The 17,419-nt window shown below is 54.4% G+C and carries 15 protein-coding genes and 1 pseudogene; 3 read left to right on the forward strand and 13 right to left on the reverse strand.

Annotated features, from left to right (window positions below):
• The 6 genes from tatA to udp all read right to left on the reverse strand — a co-directional run bounded on the left by tatA (position 1) and on the right by udp (position 5,775).
• Positions 1-267 (reverse strand): Sec-independent protein translocase subunit TatA, encoded by a 267-nt coding sequence (gene tatA, locus OGV67_RS04425; protein ID WP_012131182.1) that lies wholly within the window; start codon positions 265-267, stop codon positions 1-3.
• 73 nt (positions 268-340) lie between these two features.
• Positions 341-1,981 (reverse strand): ubiquinone biosynthesis regulatory protein kinase UbiB, encoded by a 1,641-nt coding sequence (gene ubiB, locus OGV67_RS04430; RefSeq protein ID WP_012131181.1) that lies wholly within the window; start codon positions 1,979-1,981, stop codon positions 341-343.
• Entirely contained in the window at positions 1,978-2,583 is a 606-nt protein-coding gene (ubiJ, locus tag OGV67_RS04435; RefSeq protein ID WP_047459960.1) for a ubiquinone biosynthesis protein UbiJ, read from the reverse strand. The genes ubiB and ubiJ overlap by 4 nt, the downstream gene beginning before the upstream one ends.
• A gap of 13 nt (positions 2,584-2,596) precedes the next feature.
• Positions 2,597-3,352: a bifunctional demethylmenaquinone methyltransferase/2-methoxy-6-polyprenyl-1,4-benzoquinol methylase UbiE gene (ubiE, locus tag OGV67_RS04440; RefSeq protein WP_012131179.1), complete on the reverse strand. Its 756-nt coding sequence runs from the start codon at positions 3,350-3,352 to the stop codon at positions 2,597-2,599.
• 94 nt (positions 3,353-3,446) lie between these two features.
• Positions 3,447-4,874 carry a DNA recombination protein RmuC gene (rmuC, locus tag OGV67_RS04445; protein ID WP_024130102.1) on the reverse strand — a complete coding sequence of 476 codons (1,428 nt, stop codon included), beginning with the start codon at positions 4,872-4,874 and terminating at the stop codon, positions 3,447-3,449.
• A gap of 139 nt (positions 4,875-5,013) precedes the next feature.
• Positions 5,014-5,775: a uridine phosphorylase gene (udp, locus tag OGV67_RS04450; protein ID WP_012131176.1), complete on the reverse strand. Its 762-nt coding sequence runs from the start codon at positions 5,773-5,775 to the stop codon at positions 5,014-5,016.
• Positions 5,776-6,033: 258 nt separating this feature from the next.
• On the opposite strand from udp, the gene OGV67_RS04455 reads away from it, so the two are divergent.
• Positions 6,034-6,843 (forward strand): dienelactone hydrolase family protein, encoded by an 810-nt coding sequence (locus OGV67_RS04455; RefSeq protein WP_104867956.1) that lies wholly within the window; start codon positions 6,034-6,036, stop codon positions 6,841-6,843.
• A gap of 96 nt (positions 6,844-6,939) precedes the next feature.
• Here the strand turns inward: OGV67_RS04455 and metE are convergent, their stop codons facing one another.
• Positions 6,940-9,201, reverse strand: a complete 2,262-nt coding sequence (metE, locus tag OGV67_RS04460; protein ID WP_115615291.1) for a 5-methyltetrahydropteroyltriglutamate--homocysteine S-methyltransferase — start codon at positions 9,199-9,201, stop codon at positions 6,940-6,942.
• Between the two features lie 248 nt (positions 9,202-9,449).
• Here metE and metR point away from each other — a divergent pair, with 248 nt between their 5' ends.
• Entirely contained in the window at positions 9,450-10,403 is a 954-nt protein-coding gene (gene metR / locus OGV67_RS04465) for an HTH-type transcriptional regulator MetR (protein ID WP_012131173.1), read from the forward strand.
• Here the strand turns inward: metR and OGV67_RS04470 are convergent.
• From OGV67_RS04470 to pldB, 3 genes and pseudogenes are all read right to left on the reverse strand, one after another.
• The gene (locus OGV67_RS04470; RefSeq protein ID WP_012131171.1) at positions 10,291-11,190 is read right to left on the reverse strand and encodes a carboxylate/amino acid/amine transporter; all 900 of its coding nucleotides are present in this window, start codon (positions 11,188-11,190) and stop codon (positions 10,291-10,293) included. The two genes, metR and OGV67_RS04470, sit on opposite strands and share 113 nt — an antisense overlap.
• An 80-nt stretch (positions 11,191-11,270) precedes the next feature.
• Positions 11,271-12,071, reverse strand: coding sequence for a sugar/pyridoxal phosphate phosphatase YigL (gene yigL, locus OGV67_RS04475; protein ID WP_012131170.1), 801 nt, complete (start codon positions 12,069-12,071; stop codon positions 11,271-11,273).
• Between the two features lie 46 nt (positions 12,072-12,117).
• A pseudogene (gene pldB, locus OGV67_RS04480) lies at positions 12,118-13,107 on the reverse strand (lysophospholipase L2); the annotation flags it as partial.
• A 111-nt stretch (positions 13,108-13,218) separates the two neighbouring features.
• On the opposite strand from pldB, the gene rhtB reads away from it, so the two are divergent.
• Positions 13,219-13,839 carry a homoserine/homoserine lactone efflux protein gene (gene rhtB, locus OGV67_RS04485; RefSeq protein WP_047459975.1) on the forward strand — a complete coding sequence of 207 codons (621 nt, stop codon included), beginning with the start codon at positions 13,219-13,221 and terminating at the stop codon, positions 13,837-13,839.
• Between the two features lie 42 nt (positions 13,840-13,881).
• Here the strand turns inward: rhtB and rhtC are convergent, their stop codons facing one another.
• The 3 genes from rhtC to pldA all read right to left on the reverse strand — a co-directional run bounded on the left by rhtC (position 13,882) and on the right by pldA (position 17,355).
• Positions 13,882-14,502, reverse strand: a complete 621-nt coding sequence (gene rhtC, locus OGV67_RS04490; RefSeq protein ID WP_012131165.1) for a threonine export protein RhtC — start codon at positions 14,500-14,502, stop codon at positions 13,882-13,884.
• Positions 14,503-14,565: 63 nt separating this feature from the next.
• The gene (recQ, locus tag OGV67_RS04495; protein ID WP_049009841.1) at positions 14,566-16,395 is read right to left on the reverse strand and encodes an ATP-dependent DNA helicase RecQ; all 1,830 of its coding nucleotides are present in this window, start codon (positions 16,393-16,395) and stop codon (positions 14,566-14,568) included.
• A gap of 90 nt (positions 16,396-16,485) precedes the next feature.
• Positions 16,486-17,355, reverse strand: coding sequence for a phospholipase A (pldA, locus tag OGV67_RS04500; RefSeq protein WP_047459983.1), 870 nt, complete (start codon positions 17,353-17,355; stop codon positions 16,486-16,488).
• Positions 17,356-17,419 lie beyond the last annotated feature (64 nt).

Here is a 17,419-nt window from a genome sequence, read left to right on the forward strand (position 1 = left end):
TTATACCTGCTCTTTATCGTGACTTTTGGCGTCTTCTTTCTTCGCTTCGCCTTGCGCTTCACCTTGCTTATCAGCGATAGATTTAGCGGTAAAATCAGCGTCCTGACTGGTTTTATCCTGCTTCGCATCATCATCGCTCATCGCTTTTTTGAAGCCTTTAATGGACGCGCCAAGATCGGAACCGATGGAGCCGAGCTTTTTGGTGCCAAATAGCAGTACAACGATGACGGCAATGATCAACAACTGCCAAATACTGATACCACCCATACGAGTTCCTCTGTGATAGATGATGAATTATTAAGGTCGCATTATACACGACTTGCCTTGAGCGATGAAAAAATCAGCGAGTTTTACGCCAGCCAATCAGCCAGGCGACCAGGCCTCCGGCCATTAACCAGCAAGGCATCAGCCCCCATTCCGGGCGGCTGACAAGCAGGAATGTCCCACTTAACAACAACGTCGCGCCAATGCCCAGTAAATAGCGGGATTGTCCCTGACGCACATGATTCTCCTGAAGCTCGCGCGCAATCTTATCAACACTGTGCTGTAAATATTTGCCCTGGCGCAAACTGTCATACACCAGTTCAGGTATTTCTGGCATTTTTTCGACCCAGAACGGCGCTTTTTCCTTAAGTGCTCTGGTGAGCGCAGGAATGCCAACCTGATCTTTAATCCAGGATTCAAGAAACGGCTTCGCCGTTTTCCACAGATCCAACTGTGGATAGAGCTGGCGTCCAACCCCTTCAACATACAGCAATGTCTTTTGTAACAATACCAGCTGTGGCTGGACTTCCATGTTAAATCGACGCGCCGTATTGAAAAGGTTTAATAAAACGTGACCAAACGAGATTTCCGCCAGCGGTTTTTCGAAAATGGGCTCGCACACGGTGCGGATAGCGAACTCAAACTCTTCAACATTGGTATCCGGTGGCACCCACCCTGAATCCACATGCAGTTCCGCTACTTTGCGGTAGTCACGGTTAAAGAACGCGATGAAATTCTCCGCCAGATAGCGTTTATCCTCTTTGTTCAGCGACCCCACAATGCCGCAATCAATCCCAATGTATTTCGGATTTTCAGGATGCTCATAGCTGACGAAGATATTGCCAGGGTGCATATCCGCATGGAAAAAACTGTCGCGGAACACCTGGGTAAAGAAGACCTGTACGCCACGCTCAGCCAGCAGCTTCATGTTGGTGCCGTTCTTTTCCAGCGTCGCCACATCCGAAACAGGAATGCCGTAAATCCGCTCCATGACCATCATGTCCTGACTACAGTAGTCGGAATAGACTTCGGGAACATACAGCATGGGGCTGTTTTCGAAATTACGCCGTAGCTGGATGGCGTTTGCCGATTCACGCAGCAAATTCAGTTCATCGATCAGCGTTTTTTCATACTCGCGAACGACTTCGGTCGGGCGCAGGCGTCGTCCGTCCGGCAGCAGGCGCGGCACCCAACGGGCAAGACGGTAGATCAGTTTTAAATCGGCTTTAATAACCGGCAGAATATCCGGGCGGATAACCTTAATCACCACCTCTTTACCGTTCGACTTCAGCCGCGCGGTATGTACCTGGGCAATCGACGCAGAGGCTAATGGCTGGATGTCAAAGTCATCAAACCACTCTTCAACAGGCAGGCCACCCATTGCTTCTTCAATTTGTGCTTTCGCCAGCGCGCCATCAAAAGGGGCGACTTTATCCTGCAATAGCGCAAGCTGATCGGCAATCTGAGGCGGGAAAAGGTCACGACGGGTGGAAAGCATTTGACCAAATTTGATCCACACCGGCCCCAGCTCCTGCAAAGCCAGCCTTAATCGTTCACCCAGCGGTTTGTCTTTATGCCGGTTCGGCATCCAGAATAATGAGTAACGCCATAACCGAAGCGGCAGCGTGATACGCATTTTGGGGATCAGCTCATCAAGGCCGTAACTTAAAAAGGTGCGAATGATGAAATAAAGGCGCCGTACTTCACCTGGCGTCATTTGGCCTCCAGTTTTTCCAGCCGTTTAGTCAGCGCGTCTACTGCACGCTCAACGGCTGCCGTTTCTTCTGCAAACCATGCCACTTCCAGCGGCCCAGGCGCCATACGCCACTCTTCAGTTATCGCCTCAGCGATATAACGCTGCTGACGCTGAATGTTATGACGTAAAAACTTAGCGCCGCCACGCAGGACTTTGCTGATCCCTTCCGCCGCGATATCGCCGGTATAAGGCGCCAAAAGCTCTGCGGGATCGAATTCCGCCAGATCGGCCAGCGCCACAAAATTCTGTACCACCTGAATATCGCCCTGAACCTCCAGCTCGCCGCTGCGAATAAGCGCGGTAAGCCGCTGGCGATCGCGCAATTCAGGCAACACGCTGGCATGCGTGATGACCGTGCAATCAGCCTCGCCTTCCCATGCCCCCAGCACATCGACCTGGCGTTCACTGAACACCAATACGAGCGGCGTCGAAAATCCTTTGAGCTCTACACGCAGCACCTTGTCCTGCAAACGCGCTCTGGCGGATTTCAGCGCCGGTGAACGGTACAGAAAGGTATTGAGCAGATTTTCGATTCCTGCGGTCACGAAGGGTGTAAAAGGCATCCCCGGTCTCCTGTCAGAACTTATAGCCACGATGCAGCGCAACAACGCCCGCCGTCAGGTTGTAGTAATCGACGCTTTCAAACCCGGCGTCCTGCATCATCGCTTTTAAGGTGTCCTGATCCGGATGCATACGGATAGATTCCGCCAGATAGCGGTAACTGTCCGCATCATTCGCCACGACTGAGCCAATACGCGGCAAAATGTGGAATGAATATGCGTCATACGCTTTGCTCAGCGGCTCGATAATTGGTTTAGAAAACTCAAGCACCAGCAAACGCCCGCCCGGTTTCAGTACACGGTACATGGAGCGCAGCGCTTTCTCTTTTTCCGTCACATTACGCAGACCAAACGAAATGGTGATGCAATCGAATGTGTTATCCGGGAAAGGTAGCGCTTCGGCGTTGGCCTGCACGTACTTAACATTGCCAATCACGCCAATGTTACGCAGCTTCTCGCGGCCCATTTTGAGCATTGAGTCATTGATATCCGCCAGGATAACGTTGCCGGTTTCGCCAACCAGACGCGAGAATTTGGCTGTCAGGTCGCCTGTACCGCCCGCCAGGTCAAGAACGGTCTGACCACGACGTACGCCGCTACAGTCGATGGTGAAGCGCTTCCACAAGCGGTGAATGCCAAATGACATCAAGTCATTCATGACATCGTACTTTGACGCCACAGAATGAAAAACGTGGGCCACCATGTCAGCTTTCTGCTCTTTAGCGACGGTCTGAAAGCCAAAGTGCGTCGTTTCTTGTGAATCTTCCACCATCTCAGTGCCTGCTCATCAATAAAATGTTCGAGAAGTGTAACAGATTGGGCCAATTTGCCCTACCCTTCAACCGTGCTCCGCTACCCCGAATGAACTAGTGCGATTGCTGATTTACCCGCTCATCGTCAGCACAAGGCGTATCCTGTTGATCTTCAGGAACCGCGCGTAAACGATACTCTTCATCCTGCGAGGTCGCACGTTCAACCAGATCCGGATTTATCTCGCGTTTGATTTCTACCCCCAGCTCACGAAAAGCCTCCGCCTGCGCCAGCACATTTCCACGCCCTGAGGAGAGTTTTTTCATGGCTTGCCGGTAGTTGTCCTGCGCTTTGTCCAGACTCTGGCCGATGGACGACATGTCATCGATAAATAAGCGCATCTTGTCGTAGAGTTTGCTGGCTCTGTCTGCGATGTGCTGCGCGTTACGGCTTTGATGCTCATAGCGCCATAAGTTGGCAATCGTACGCAACGCCACCAGCAACGTCGTCGGGCTGACCAGCATAATATTATTTTTAAGCGCTTCGGTAATCAGTTCGGGCTGTCTGTCCAGCGCCAGTAAAAACGCAGGCTCGACAGGAATGAACATCAGCACATAGTCGAGCGTGCGTAACCCCGGCAACTGCTGGTAATCCTTGCGCCCCAGTAAGCGAATATGGTTACGTACTGACGCGATGTGCTCCTGTAGCGCGCTTTCGCGCGTGTACTCATCTTCAGCGTTAAAATAGCGCTCATAGGCAACCAGCGTCATTTTGGCGTCGATGACGACATCCTTCCCTTGCGGCAGACGTACAATGACATCCGGCTGCATACGCGAGCGGGCATCATTTTCAATACTCACCTGGGTTTCATACTCATAACCTTCACGCAGACCCGAGGCTTCAAGTACGCGCGTCAGCACCACTTCTCCCCAGTTACCCTGGGTTTTATTATCGCCTTTCAACGCGCGCGTCAGGTTCACCGCTTCCTGCGTCATCTGCGCATTCAGCTGTTGTAGATTGCGGATCTCATGCGCCAGGGTGTGGCGTTCACGCGCCTCCTGACCAAAGCTGTCCTGCACCTGGCGACGGAAGCCATCCAGCTGTTCGCGCAGCGGCGTTAACAGGCTATTCAGACTCTGGCGGTTTTGCTCATCAACCCGGCGGTTGCTCTGCTCGAAGATGCGGTTGGCAAGGTTCTCAAACTGCTCGCTTAAGCGCTGTTCGCTGTTGATCATCTGGCGGATTTTATCTTCCGCATGCAGCTGAGTGGCCTCCAGCCGCGTGGTGACTTCACGCAGGTCCGCTTCCAGCGAGGTGTTGATATCCCGCAGATTGCGCAGTTCGTTATTGAGCAGTTCACACTCCTCGCGCCAGTGTTCGCTTAGCGCGACCTGCTGTCTTGCAGCGCTGAGCGACGCCACAATCTCTTCACGCTCCGCCAGCTGTTCGGCCTTATGCTGCGCCTGTTGATAACTGGCGATCAGCCAGCCTACCCCCACACCTGCCAGCGCCAACACGGCATACAAAATGATTGTGATATCCACCACGCCCCCTGCATCAAGGAATTACCCGCACAAAATAGAATTGTGCTGTATAAACGTCCAGTTTGAAAGGGTTTTCCTGCGAGGCGCTACGCAAAAAGAAAAGGCCGAACGCGTCGGCCTTTCGTGGGGAAGGGAAGAATTACAGCAGACGACGCGCCGCTTCCACGACAATTTTCACCGCATGGCTTTCGGTCTGTTTCATCGTTTCCGCATTCGGGATCTCTTGCTGAGTGCGGTTAACGATAACGCCCGCCACCATACCGGCACGCAGACCCTGGCTCGCGCACATGGTCAGCAGCGTGGCGGATTCCATTTCGTAGTTCATGACGCCCATCGATTGCCACTCTTCCATAGAACCTTTGAAACGACGAACAACGCGGCCAGAGAAGGTGTCGTAACGTTCCTGACCCGGATAGAAGGTGTCAGAAGAGGCGGTAACGCCAACGTGAGTGGTCGCGCCCACGGATTTCGCCGCTTCAACCAGCGCAGTCGTACATTCAAAATCGGCGACGGCCGGGAACTCCATCGGCGCAAAGTGCAGGCTCGCTCCGTCCAGACGTACAGACGCGGTTGTGACCAGCACATCGCCCACGTTGATATGCGGCTGAATAGCGCCAGTGGTGCCGATACGCAGGAAAGTACGAATACCCAGTTGCGCCAGTTCTTCTACCGCAATAGAGGTGGACGGGCCGCCAATACCGGTAGAGCAGACGATGATAGCTTTACCATCCAGCTCAGCGCGCCAGGTGGTGAATTCGCGATGAGATGCCAGCTTAACCGGCTTTTCCATCAGCGCGGCGATCTTTTCCACACGCTCCGGGTCGCCAGGGACGATAGCCAGCGTAGCCCCTTGTAAATCATTTTTGGTGAGGCCGAGATGAAAAACATCAGACTTGGACATAAAAACTCCTCTGTGAATCGGGTTTGTCAGAAGAAGCAAAAAGACACTTTACCGAAGAGCTAAAAATAGTTTCGTGACACTCATCACCATGAAGTAAATAAATTGCATTGAATTACCATGAAATAGTGAGTCACATCACATAAACATATCAATACCGCGCACCATTGCACAAAAGATAGCCTGTTTCAGGCAATGTGATTTGTTGCATGCTGTCTATATTTAACATTGCGCTATTTCCTTAAGGGTACGGAGAATACCATGACAACGACACAACAATCTGGCTTTGCACCTGCTGCTTCCCCCCTTGCTACCACAACGGTTCACACCCCGGATGACGCCATTATCGCAGGCGTAACATCCATTCCTACTCAGGGTGATGAGATGCCCGCCTGGCACGCGCGGCCAAAAGTGAACGATGGCGCGTTACCCGTTGTCATTGTGGTGCAGGAGATCTTTGGCGTTCATGAACATATTCGCGACGTTTGCCGCCGCCTGGCGCTGGAAGGGTATCTGGCTATCGCACCAGAACTCTATTTCCGCGAAGGCGATCCGAATGATTTTGCCGATATCCCAACGCTGTTAAGCGGTCTGGTGGCCAAAGTACCGGACTCTCAGGTACTGGCGGATCTGGACCACGTCGCCAGTTGGGCCTCCCGCAACGGCGGCGATGTGCATCGTCTGATGATAACCGGCTTTTGCTGGGGCGGGCGTATTACCTGGCTGTATGCTGCACACAATCCACAGTTAAAAGCCGCGGTAGCATGGTATGGAAAGCTGGTCGGGGACAAAACCCTGAACTCGCCCAAACACCCGGTGGATATCGCGACCGATCTGAACGCGCCGGTTCTGGGGCTGTATGGCGGGCAGGACACTGGCATTCCCGTGGATACCGTCGAAACCATGCGGCAGGCGCTGCGCGCAGCAAACGCCAAAGCGGAGATCGTCGTTTACCCGGATGCAGGACATGCTTTTAATGCGGATTATCGTCCGAGCTATCATGAAGAGTCGGCGAAAGATGGCTGGCAAAGAATGCTTGAGTGGTTTGCGCAGTACGGCGGGAAGAAATAAACGTTAATTGCCCGGTGGCGGCTACGCCTTACCGGGCCTACAACAGTTGCGATTTCCTGTAACCCGGGTAAGCGCTAGCACTTCCCGAGCAGCGAATTACGCCTGACGCAGATTCTGCGCGGCTTTAACCATGTTCGCCAGCGCGGCGCGGGTTTCCGGCCAGCCGCGGGTTTTCAGGCCGCAGTCCGGGTTCACCCACAGACGTTCCGCCGGAATACGCTGAGCGGCTTTATTCAGCAGGGCTTCAATCCACTCGACGCTCGGTACGTTCGGCGAGTGAATGTCGTAGACGCCCGGCCCGATTTCGTTCGGGTATTCAAATTCTTCAAACGATTCCAGCAGCTCCATATCAGAACGCGACGTTTCAATGGTAATCACGTCCGCATCCAGCGCCGCGATAGAATCCATGATGTCATTGAACTCGCAGTAACACATGTGGGTATGGATCTGGGTATCATCCTTCGCCACCGCAGCGTTGATGCGGAAGGCTTCCACACCCCATTGCAGGTAAGCATCCCAGTCGCTGCGACGCAGCGGCAGCCCTTCACGCAGTGCCGGTTCATCAATCTGAATGATGCCGATTCCCGCCGCTTCCAGATCGGCAACCTCATCACGCAGCGCCAGCGCAATCTGTTTAGCGATGGTTTCACGGCTCACATCTTCACGCGGGAATGACCAGCAGAGGATCGTCACCGGGCCGGTCAGCATCCCTTTCACCGGTTTATCAGTCAGGGACTGCGCGTATTTCGCCCACTCCACGGTGATCGGTTCCGGGCGGCTGACATCGCCAATGACGACCGGCGGTTTCACGCAGCGGGAGCCATAGCTCTGCACCCAGCCATTTTGGGTGAAAACAAAACCATCCAGATGCTCACCGAAGTACTCCACCATGTCGTTACGCTCAGCTTCACCGTGTACCAGTACGTCTAAACCTAAACGCTCCTGCTCAACGATCGCCTGTTTGATGTGTTCAGCGATGCCGGTACGGTAGTGATTCGCATCAAGGTTGCCCTTTTTGAAGTCCAGACGCAGGCCGCGGATTTCCGTCGTCTGCGGGAATGAGCCGATCGTGGTGGTCGGCCATGACGGCAGGTTAAAACGGTTACGCTGCGCCTGGGCACGTGCGGCATAAGGGCTGGCACGCTGGCTGTCCTGGGCGGTAATCGCCGCCAGACGTTTCTCCACCGCCGCGTTGTGCACGCGGGTGGAGTGGCGACGAGCCTGAATCGGCGCGCTCCACGCTTCAAGTTTTGCCGTGTCGCCGCTGTTCAGCGCATCGCGCAGCAGCGCCAGCTCATCGCATTTTTGCAGCGCGAAAGCAAACCAGCTTTTCACTTCCGCATCCAGACGGGTTTCGACGCTCAGGTCGATCGGGCTGTGCAGCAGAGAACAGGACGAGGCCACCCACAGGTCGCGTTTGCCGACAATGTCCTTAATTTGCGCATATTTTTCCGTAAGATCGGCGCGCCAGACGTTGCGACCGTTAACCAGCCCCGCAGACAGCAGCCAGTCAGACGGCAAACGCTTGTGCAGTTCGGCAACGTCATCTTTACCGTGTACCAGATCAACATGCAGACCCTGCACTGGCAGCGCGGCGATGGTATCCAGATTCGGCGTGACGCCTTCAAAATAGGTCGTCAGCAGCAGCTTCACCTGGCCTTGCAGCGCATCATACGCAGGCTTGTAAGCATCCAGCCATTCCTGCGGCAGTTCCAGCACCAGCGCAGGTTCATCAATCTGTACCCATTCAACGCCGCGTTTCGCCAGCTCGGTCAGTACCTGTTTGTAGACCGGCAGAATGTCGTTCAGCAGGCTCAGACGGTCGAACGACTCACCTTTCACTTTACCCAGCCACAGGTAGGTTACAGGCCCCAGCAGTACCGGTTTCACCTTGTGACCCAGCGCCAGCGCTTCGTCCACTTCATCCAGAAGCTGAGTCCAGGTCAGTTTAAACTGCTGACCCTTCACAAACTCCGGCACCATATAGTGATAGTTGGTGTTAAACCATTTGGTCATTTCCGCCGCCGCAGCCGGCTCACCGGTCGGCGCGCGACCGCGGCCAATACGGAACAGAGTGTCGATATCCACCGAGCCGTCGCTGTTCTGATGACGAGCCGGTACATTGCCCAGCAACAGGCTGGTGGTCAGAACATGGTCGTACCAGGCGAAATCGCCCACCGGCAGCAGGTCGATGCCCGCCTGCTTTTGTTGATCCCAGTGGCGCGCACGCAGTTCACGTCCAGTTGCCAGCAGGTCTTCACGGGTGGCGTTGCCCGCCCAGTAGCTCTCTTGCGCTTTTTTTAACTCACGACGCAGGCCAACGCGAGGAAAACCGAGGGTGTGATTGCGGATTGTCATGTTTATTCCTCTCTTATTTCATTGAATCTGAATAAAAAACTCTAAATAGTTCGGCTTGCAGGAAGGCGGCAACGATGCGCATCCCCAGGAGCTTACTGAAGTAAGTGACTGGGGTAAGCGAGGAAGCCAACGCATCTGCAAGTCGAAATATGACGAGTTTTAGACGTCCAGATGTTTACACATCTATAATTGGCAGGTACTGTATATTCCTCAAGCGCAATTTACTCATGCCGAAGTGAAGGACTTTCATGATCGAGATTAAACACCTGAAAACGCTCCAGGCGTTGCGGAATAGCGGTTCGCTGGCGGCTGCGGCGGCTACGCTGCACCAGACCCAATCCGCCTTGTCTCACCAGTTCAGCGATCTGGAACAGCGCCTTGGCTTCCGGTTATTTGTCCGTAAGAGTCAGCCGCTGCGTTTTACGCCACAGGGGGAAATTCTCCTGCAACTGGCAAACCAGGTACTGCCGCAGATTAGCCGCGCCCTACAGGCCTGTAACGAACCACAGCAGACCCGATTACGCATTGCGATTGAATGTCATAGCTGTATTCAGTGGCTGACCCCGGCGCTGGAAAACTTCCACGCCAGGTGGCCGCAGGTTGAGATGGATTTCAAATCCGGCGTGACGTTTGATCCCCAGCCCGCGTTGCAACAGGGGGAGCTGGATCTGGTGATGACATCAGACATCCTGCCGCGCAGCGGGCTGCACTATTCGCCGATGTTCGATTTTGAAGTACGACTGGTGCTGGCGCCCGATCATCCGCTGGCCAGTAAGACGCAGATTACGCCGGAAGATTTAGCCAGCGAGACGCTGTTGATCTATCCGGTACAGCGCAGCCGACTGGATGTCTGGCGGCATTTCCTGCAACCCGCCGGCATCAGCCCGTCACTGAAAAACGTGGATAACACCCTGCTGCTGATTCAGATGGTCGCCGCCAGAATGGGCATTGCCGCCCTGCCGCACTGGGTAGTGGAGAGTTTCGAACGCCAGGGGCTGGTCGTTACCAAAACCCTGGGAGACGGCTTATGGAGCCGCCTCTACGCTGCGGTGCGCGATGGCGAGCAGCGTCAGGCGGTGACTGAAGCGTTTATTCGCTCGGCGCGGAACCACGCATGCGACCATCTGCCGTTTGTACGGAGCGCGGAGCGACCCACTTCCGATGTACCCACAGGGAAGCCAGTATCACAAGCGCGCCTGTAATAAAACTCGGCCAGTGGGGCTGTTGATGCCAGATCGCCAGATTAACCAACAGTCCCGCAGGCACATGCATATTGTTCATGATACCTAACGTACCGGCATCCACCTGGGTCGCGCCATAGTTCCACATGAAGTAGCCGATGCCCGACGCCGCCACGCCCAGGAAGATCAGAATGCTCCACTGTAGCGTCGTTTCCGGCATATTCTGCGCGTTCCCCAGCATAGACCAGGCGACAACGGCCACCAGAAATGCCCCGACGTAAAACCAGGCGAACGCGTTATGCTGCGGCATAGGCCGGGTTTCCATCAGACGCTTGTAGCCCACCATCCCGATGGCAAAACTGATATTGGAAAGCTGTACCAGCAGTAACCCCGTCCAGAAATGATCGGTAACCTGGTCGTAACGAATAATCCCAGCGCCGATGACCGCCAGCAACGCGCTGAAGGCATAACCCCAGCGCAGGCGACGCTTGCTCATCAAATCATAAATCAGCGTGATATAAAGCGGCGTGAGGACGGTAAACAGCAGCAGTTCGGAGACCGTCAGATAAAGATAGGCGCGGAAACTCAGCATATACATAATGCCAAGCTGCATCGCTCCCACCAGCATATACAGGCCAATGGTTTTTACGCTATGCCCACGGGTACGCAGAAACGGGAGAAACACCAGCGCTGCCAGCCCAACACGCACCAGCACTGCAAAATAGCTATCAACATGACCCGCGAGATACTCGCCGAACAGGCTAAAGGAGAAGGCCCACAGGATAGTGGTAATGATGAGTAGCGCCACAATGGATGTCTCTTTGAATAAGGGGCACCCATTGTAGCGGAGAGTTTAGTTGACAACTGGTCAACTAAAGAGCAATCGCATTACCGCAAAAAGAGCTTACGCAGATAATGCGGTACGGCATCGTCAGCATTGATGCCAATGATTTCCAGACCCGGATGCAGATCTTTCAGGCGCTGATGGGCATTGCCCATAATGCAGCCTTTCCCCGCCATCGAGAGCATTTCCGCGTCGTTCATACCATCGCCAAACGCAATGCAATCCTGCAATTTGTAACCCATCGCTTTCGAGACGGCTTCCAGCGCATGCCCTTTCGACACGCCTCCCGCCATCACTTCCAGACAGGTCAGCGTAGAGAAACTGACGTTCACGCGATCGCCCCAGCGTGCGTTAATCGCCTGCTCCAGCGGCAGTAGTTTTTCATGCGCATCGCTGGTGAAGAACACTTTGCTGACCCCTTCAGGCTCCAGCATCGCCGGTTCGAACAGCGAATAGTGAAATACCGCTTCTTTGAAAAAACGCATTTCATCCGGGCGGTGGCGGTTCATAAACCACTCATCATCGCGATAGACGTTAGTCACGATATCCGGGCTTGCATTCACTACGCCAAACAGATCGCTGGCGATGTCGCGGTCAAGGTTGTGGGTGAACACCAGGTTCCCGTCGGTGTCATGCACGCGCGCGCCGTTGGAGGTAATCATGTAAGACTTAATCTCAAGATTATCGCGGATTTGCCCCACATCGACGTGGTGGCGGCCAGTCGCGAACACAAAATTCACGCCACAGGCGGTCAATAATTTCAGCGTCTCTTTCGCGTAAGGGGACAACGTGTGATCGGGAGAGAGCAGCGTACCATCTAAATCAGACGCAACAACCTGATACATAAGAAAATTAAACCTCAAGGCAAAGCGGTTTCCGCTGGATGAATTAGTTATGCCTGTCGAAAAATTCGACAATGGCGTTAAGCGCGACTGAGCGCATTGCGTCCTTTTCAAAAAGGATCTCATGGTACGCGCCTTTTATGACAAGCGGTCGCTCTCCCTCTACAGGATGGCCCGCTGCGGCGCGGATTTCACAAAAACGGTCATGCGCGCGGTTATCCACCACACGCTCTTCCTCAGCCTGAACGAGTAGTACAGGGGTTGCGTCATCACCCGCCCCCGCCAGAGCCTGCTCACCGGCCAGAATACCTTCACGCACCCAGTGGTAAGTCGGCCCCCCGACGCGCAGCCGGGGTTCATCGGCATAGAAACGTAAATTGCGCCGATAGCGCTGCCGACTGTGCGTTAGCACATTCATACTAAAAGGCAGCGCTCGCCAGCGCCCGGTGCCAATGGCATACCCTTCACGGATTCGCTGATGCCCCTCGGCCCAGTCAAGAATGTGGCGCACCATCCACTCCGGTAAGCGCATCACGATACCAAACATCGGCGCGCAAAGCGCGATGGCATCACACTGGACGGCGTTGCGTTGCAGGAACAGCGTGGCGATAGCGCCCCCCATAGAGTGCGCCAGAATATAGCGTTTCCGCCACGGCCCCGATTGCACTTCCTGCTGCCAGAATGCGGTTAAGTCATCGACATAATCGTTAAAATTGACCACATGACCACGGTGCGTATCCGACAGCAAACGCCCGGAGCGCCCTTGCCCACGGTGGTCGATGATGAGGACATCAAAACCAAGATGGAACAGGTCATACGCCAGTTCGGCATACTTTACGTAGCTTTCAATGCGACCTGGACAGATGACGATGACACGATCGTTTTTCTTTGCGTGAAAGCGGACAAAGTGTACGGGAACGTCGTCCACGCCCGTGAATTCTGCTTCTTCCCGCTGACGCCAGAAATCTGTCAGTGGCCCCATAGAAAAAGCAGCGAACGCGTTTTCTCTCGTTTCCCAGTCCTTTTGCTGCTGAAACATCGGGTATCCAGCCTCGTTTACCAGGTAAAAATCGTTTTCTTTATGATGCCTGACACAATACAGCGACAGTAGGGTATTGTGGCATAAAAACAGACAATCAGGGAGTTCCTCATGACCTTCGAATGGTGGTTCGCTTATCTGCTGACATCCATTATTTTGAGCCTTTCTCCCGGCTCCGGCGCCATCAATACCATGACCACGGCAATCAGCCACGGTTATCGCGGCGCAACGGCGTCTATTGCGGGTTTGCAGACCGGGCTTGGCATACACATCGTGCTGGTTGGCGTGGGCCTGGGGACGCTGTTTTCACGTTCCGTCGTCGCATTCGAAGTCCTGAAATGGGCGGGCGCCGCTTATCTGATCTGGCTGGGTATCCAGCAATGGCGTGCCGCAGGCGCCATCGATCTCAACACGCTGGCGCACGCGCAGTCCCGAAGCCGTCTGTTCAGGCGCGCGGTATTTGTAAACCTGACCAACCCAAAGAGCATTGTTTTTCTCGCCGCGCTATTTCCGCAGTTTATCAAGCCGCAGGAGCCGCAGCTGATGCAGTACGTTGTGCTCGGCATCACAACCATTGTCGTTGATATCATTGTGATGATCGGTTACGCGACGCTGGCGACACGTATCGCAGGCTGGATTAAAGGGCCGAAGCAAATGAAGGCGTTGAATAAGGTATTTGGTTCGCTGTTTATGCTGGTGGGTGCGCTGCTGGCGTCAGCAAGGCATGCCTGAGAAATTGCCGGATGGCGCTAACGCTTATCCGGCCTACGATAATTAACGCGAAATAATCAGGTGAATGCCGAAACCGGCAAACAACGCACCGGCAAAACCGTCGATCCACTTCGCCAGACGCTGATAACCGCGACGCATTTTCGGTAGCGCGAACAGGCTGGCGACTACGGTAAACCAGGCCAGCGTTTCCACGATAATCAACGCGAAAATGCCCCAGCGCGCGGCTACGCCGACGTTATCGCCAACGAACAGTGAAAAGACCGATCCGAAATAGATGATCGCTTTCGGGTTCGCCAGGTTCGTCAGCAAACCTTTCACAAAGCTACGACCGCTTTGCGCCAGTTCAATCTGCGGCGCAGGCGCGGCGACGTCCTGTTTTTTCAGCGCGCCACGCAGCATCTGATAGCCCATCCAGCACAGGTACAAACCACCACCCACCATAATGATGGTATGCAGCCAGGCCATTTTCTCGATAATCAGATGCAGGCCGAGCAACGCAACGCCCGCCCAAACCATGACGCCGCAGGTAATGCCCAGCACGCCCATCATCGCTTCCTTGCGCGAGCGGCTCACGGCGGTTTGAGAGACAAAGAAAAAGTCCGGTCCAGGACTCATTAACGCAACGATATGCACCATCGCTACGGTGAGAAATAGCATCAACATAAAAATGACTCGCGGGGGAATAGTTTACCGAGTCACCATCCTGGCACTTTTTTACCTGGCTGACTACTCTTCGTCGTCACCATCGACATGCGCGCGGATCAGCGCCATAAACTCTTTACCGAAACGCTCCAGCTTGCGCATGCCGACGCCGTTAACGCTCAGCATTTCGCTCGGCGAAACCGGCATCTGTTCGGCCATTTCAATCAGCGTCGCATCGTTAAAGACGACATACGGCGGGATATTCTCTTCATCGGCAATGGCCTTACGCAATTTGCGCAGTTTGGCGAACAGTTTGCGATCGTAATTGCCGCCGAAGGATTTCTGCATCACTCGCGGCTTCAACGCGACGATACGCGGCACGGCAAGCTGCAACGGCACTTCGCCACGCAGCACCGGACGCGCCGCTTCGGTTAACTGCAACGCCGAATGTTGGGCAATATTCTGCGTAACCATACCCAGATGAATAAGCTGACGAATCACGCTGACCCAGTGCTCATGGCTCTGATCGCGACCAATGCCGTACACCGGCAATTTGTCATGAGCTAAATCGCGGATACGCTGATTGTTCGCGCCGCGCAATACTTCCACCACATAGCCCATACCAAAACGCTGATTAACGCGATAAATCGTCGACAGGGCTTTACGCGCATCCATCAGGCCGTCGTACTGTTTTGGCGGGTCGAGGCAAATATCGCAGTTGCCGCAGGGTTCCTGCCGACCTTCGCCAAAGTAGTTCAGCAGCACCAGACGACGACAGGTCTGCGCTTCGGCAAACGCCCCCATCGCGTTCAGCTTATGCCGTTCAATATCCTGTAGCTGCCCGGCGGGTTTCTCCTCCAGACAGCGGCGCAGCCACGCCATATCAGCCGGATCGTAGAACAGCATCGCCTCTGCGGGCAGGCCGTCACGCCCGGCGCGGCCGGTTTCCTGATAGTAGGATTCAATGTTGCGGGGAATATCGAAATGCACCACAAAACGCACGTTAGGTTTGTTAATGCCCATACCAAATGCGACGGTCGCCACGACGATTTGCAGATCGTCGCGCTGGAACTTCTCCTGCACATCGGCGCGCACGTTATTTTCCAGACCGGCATGATACGCCGCCGCGCTGATGCCGCGACTTTGCAGACGTGCGGCGGTGTCCTCTACCTTCGCCCGGCTGTTACAGTAGATGATACCGGACTTGCCGCGCTGTTCCTGCACATAGCGCATCAGTTGATCGAGCGGCTTAAATTTCTCCATCAGCATGTAGCGAATGTTCGGACGGTCAAAGCTGCTGATCTGGATTAACGGATCGTTCAGCCCCAGCAGGCGAACAATATCCAGTCGGGTGGTGTCATCTGCGGTGGCGGTCAACGCCATAAACGGCAGGGAAGGAAAACGCTGGCGGAGCTGACCGAGCGCGGCGTATTCCGGGCGGAAGTCATGCCCCCACTGCGAGATACAGTGCGCTTCATCAACGGCCAGTAAGACCGGATTCCAGTGTGCCAGATGCTCAAGGAAGTTATCCAGCATCAGGCGCTCCGGCGCAATATACAGCAGGCGAACCAGCCCGGTTCGGCAACCGGCCATCACCTCATGCTGCTGTTCACGGCTCTGCGTCGAGTTCAGGCACGCCGCCGCCACGCCGTTTGCCAGCAGCTGGTCGACCTGATCTTTCATCAGGGAGATAAGCGGCGAAACGACAACGGTGAGTCCGTTAAGCAGTAAGGCTGGAATCTGGTAACACAGGGATTTGCCGCCGCCGGTCGGCATGACGACCAGGCAATCACGACCCGAGACGACCGTCTCAATGATCTCTTCCTGGCCTGGGCGAAACTGTTGGTAGCCAAAGGTTTCCTGTAAAACCTGTTTAGCCCCCAATTCCAGATTCAACACTTCCGCCTGCGCCACATTAACCCCGTTTGCCTGAAATAAAAACAGGCGCTATTTTCAGCGCCTGCGAAAGAAACTGCAATGTTTTAAACACAATCATTGCGCAGATCAGAATATGTCATTCAGCATAACACCCACGCCGACACGCGTCTGATTAAAGTTATAGTCGATTAACGATTCGCCATAGCCGCTGTATACCTGGGTATAGAGACGCACATGTTTCGTCATCGGGTAACTTAACCCCACTTCCGCCCCGCCGTAACCGGTATTCCAGTTGTACTGGCCCTTCGCGCTCAGCACCGCATCTCCCAGGTGATAGCCGATTTTAAGCTGATAGTAGCCCATATATTTAGTGATATCGGGGTTATCGCCGGTGCCGCCAACGACGTACCACGGTTTCACTTCCATCAGCCAGTTACCGTTTTGCGCCATCAGACGCGTATACAGGCGGTTCCAGCTCCGCGAAGTCGGATCGGAACGCCCGTTGGAGTTATGGTTATACCCCATCTCCACATCACGCAGCGTCCAGCCTGCAAAGTGGTAATCCGTGGCAAAGCCGAGGAACAACTGCGGTTCGTAGTTAGTCTCACGAAACGGCGAGGACTCTTCGCTGTTGGACAACTGCCACCAGGATTTCTGCGTGTACGACGCCCCCAGCACCGAGTTTGGCCCAACAATCCCACGCCAGAACGGGAAGGCCAGGCTCAGCTGAAACTTCACTTCGTCTTTGCGCGCGTTTTCAGACCAGTTATAAGAGCTGATCGCTTCTTTGTTCAGATCGCTGGTATTGGTGTAGATCAGGTAGTTCGTATCATAAGGATAAAGCGTGAAGGGATTATCATGCACCTGCAACATGTTTGCGATAATACTGCCCTGTACCGCAGGCGCGTCATGAATTTCTTTCACTGTCGCTTCCTGCGCATATACAGCCAATGGCATCATTGCTGCTGGTAATAACCAACCCAAAATCGCCCGCATCGGTCGTGTTCTCCTGAACGCAATAAGTGTTGAATGGTATAATTATCTGCCAGCCATTCTACAT

The sequence above is a fragment of the Citrobacter sp. CK188 genome, from assembly GCF_030333525.1.
GTDB lineage: Bacteria > Pseudomonadota > Gammaproteobacteria > Enterobacterales > Enterobacteriaceae > Citrobacter_B > Citrobacter_B koseri.